The 2,543-nt window shown below is 71.3% G+C and carries 3 protein-coding genes; all 3 read left to right on the forward strand.

Annotated features, from left to right (window positions below; translation table 11 throughout):
- Nucleotides 1-278: hypothetical protein (locus LOY02_RS03485; protein WP_317180939.1), on the forward strand; the 278-nt coding region annotated here is incomplete at its 5' end.
- Nucleotides 279-334: 56 nt separating this feature from the next.
- Nucleotides 335-1,225 (forward strand): tyrosine-type recombinase/integrase, encoded by an 891-nt coding sequence (locus tag LOY02_RS03490; RefSeq protein WP_317180940.1) that lies wholly within the window; start codon nt 335-337, stop codon nt 1,223-1,225.
- A gap of 227 nt (nt 1,226-1,452) precedes the next feature.
- The gene (locus LOY02_RS03495; protein WP_317180941.1) at nt 1,453-1,866 is read left to right on the forward strand and encodes a hypothetical protein; all 414 of its coding nucleotides are present in this window, start codon (nt 1,453-1,455) and stop codon (nt 1,864-1,866) included.
- Nucleotides 1,867-2,543: the final 677 nt, after the last annotated feature.

Consider the following 2,543-nt stretch of genomic DNA (forward strand, 5'->3'; position numbering starts at 1 on the left):
CGGGCGCGTTCACGTACGAGCTGACCTGGCGTGGCGAAGGCGAGCACGGGCAGCCCTTCCTCGCAGGACTGACCGACCCCGCTTCCCTTACCTACGACGGAAACCGGTCGGCCCCGCAGGCGGGTCGGTCGGGGGCTGGTCGGCCCCCGGTCGGGGCCCGGTCGGCCACTGGTCGGGACGCCATCGACGAGGACGAGCAGGGCGCTGACCTGCACGAACAGCACGACAGCGGGGCTCAGCAGGGGTTGTTGTTGCGTGCCGTGCCGGGAGGCACGTGATGGTCGCCGAGGAGAGCGCGGGTCGTAGTCCAACCCGTAGACGCAGCCCTCGCGGGATGAGGGTCCCGCAGGTGATCCCCGGCGACACGTCCGACCCGGCCGGGTTCGCCGTCATCGTGGAGGAGTTCCTGACCGACCTCGCCACCCGCGGCTACTCCCCGGCCACGATCGTCGGACGCCGGCAAGCCCTCGCGCAGCTCGTCGGCTGGCTGGCTGAGCGGGGCGTCACCCGCCCGGTGGAGGTCACGAGGCCGGTGCTGGTGCGGTACCAGCGGCACCTGTTCCACTACCGAAAACCCGACGGCGACCCGCTCTCGTTCCGAAGCCAGAACACGCGCCTGCTGCCGGTGCGGGCGTTCTTCAAATGGGCCGTGAAGAACGGGCACGTCGCCGCGAACCCCGCCAGTGAGCTGGAGCTGCCCAAGGTCGAGCACCGCCTCCCGAAAGCGGCCCTCACGGCGGCGGAGGCCGAGCAGGTGCTCGCCGTCCCCGACGTGAGCAGCCCGAGCGGCTTGCGGGATCGGGTGATGCTCGAGGTGCTGTACTGCACCGGCATCCGACGGGCCGAGCTCGCCCACCTCAACGTCAGAGACCTGGACCATGAGCGCGGGACGTTGATGGTCCGCCAAGGCAAAGGGAGGAAGGACCGGATGGTCCCGGTCCACCAGAGGTGCGCCGGCTGGGTCGCCCGCTACCTCACCGAAGCGCGACCGAGGCTCGCGACCGAGCCGGACGACGGGACCCTGTTCCTCACGGTCGACGGCACACCGTTCTCGTTGGACCGGCTCACCCAGCTGGTCCGGGAACACGTCAAAGCGTCCGGTGTCCCCAAGGACGGTGCGTGCCACCTGTTCCGGCACACCCTGGCCACGGTCATGCTCGAAGGCGGCGCCGACATCCGCTACGTCCAGGCGATGCTCGGCCACGCCGAGCTTTCCACCACCTAGATCTATGCCCAAGTGTCGATCAGAGCGTTGCAAGCCGTCCACGGGGCCACCCACCCCGCAGCGTCGGATCCTCGTCGACGACGCGACGACGACACGAAATCTCGTGGCGAGAGTGCTCCCGATGGTGGCTCGTCGTTAAAGGTGTCCCCGGCTGCTCTTCTTGCTGCTTTGGACCAAGAAGAAGAGTTAGAGAACCGCGCCCACCCCGGATCGAGCGGGGGGCTGTCATGACCTGGTCAGAGGGCACGCCTATGACGGCTGCAGGGTGCGCGAACGCGGCGGCCGAGATGGTCCGTACGATCAACCACACCACCCGCCCCGGCACCATCGACGACGGGGTGGACGAACTGCAGGTGACGGACCTGTACGACCTGCTCGGCGGGCTGGCCCTGCTGGCGGGTCGGCTGCCGCAGGCCCTGTCCCAGGTCGAGGCGCTGCTCGACGCGCTCGTGGAGAACCACCACGTCGTGGTCGTCGATGGCGAGCACGCCGGAGATCCCGTCGCGGTGGCCGCCGTTGCTGGTCACTGGCTCCAGGTCGCCCGTGCCGCCGCCGGGCACCTCGTACACGCCACTGACAGGGCGCAGCAGGCCCTGACCTGGGCCGCCACCCCAAGCGCTGAGCAGGAGCCCGGGACGTAGCCGGCGACGCCCGGCCGGTGACACGTAGGGGTCAACCTGCCGCGGGACCCTTGGTGGCCTGGGGTGCGCGAGGACGGCGCGTCAGCGCCGCCCGCAGCGCGGGTCCCCCGGGGCCGGGCGCGGCGCAGCCGCGCCCTCTTGATCCCTATAGAGACCAATTCGGCAATCCGCCGCCCGGACCCGTACGGCCGGATCGTGCTGGCGCTCTGGGGCCGGGCCTGTGGACGGCAATTCGGCAACGGTCGGGCAACACGCGTTGTCGACGGTGCCGGACGCGCGTGAGGGGGCGTTGAGGGGGTGGCGGGGGTTGGCCTCGACCCGATACGCGGCCAGCTGCGGGCCGGTGCCGTGCGGGTCCAGGCTGGCCCCGGAGGGGTCATCGCGTCAGCGACGCGCAGCGGCCTTGACGCGTGCGGTGGCGGTCCGCCCTTCCTCATGATCGGGTCGAGGCCGGCCCGGAGGCGTGAGGACGGTCGGGCACCGTGGCCACCGGAAACCCACGGCGGTTGGGTGGGCGCCGCCCGTGCAGAGGGCCGCGCCGACGGGAGCGGAGCGGGAGTCGGCGGTCCCGGCCCGTCCTTCGGCTGCGGCGGGCGCCTCAGCGGGCCCGGGACGGGCCCGTCTTGAAGACGTACAGAAAGTTGTCGGGCGCCGCCGGGGAACCCGTGTTGTCGCTG

Origin of the sequence: Intrasporangium sp. (assembly GCF_032907665.1) — a bacterium.
In the GTDB taxonomy this organism is placed as follows: domain Bacteria; phylum Actinomycetota; class Actinomycetes; order Actinomycetales; family Dermatophilaceae; genus Intrasporangium.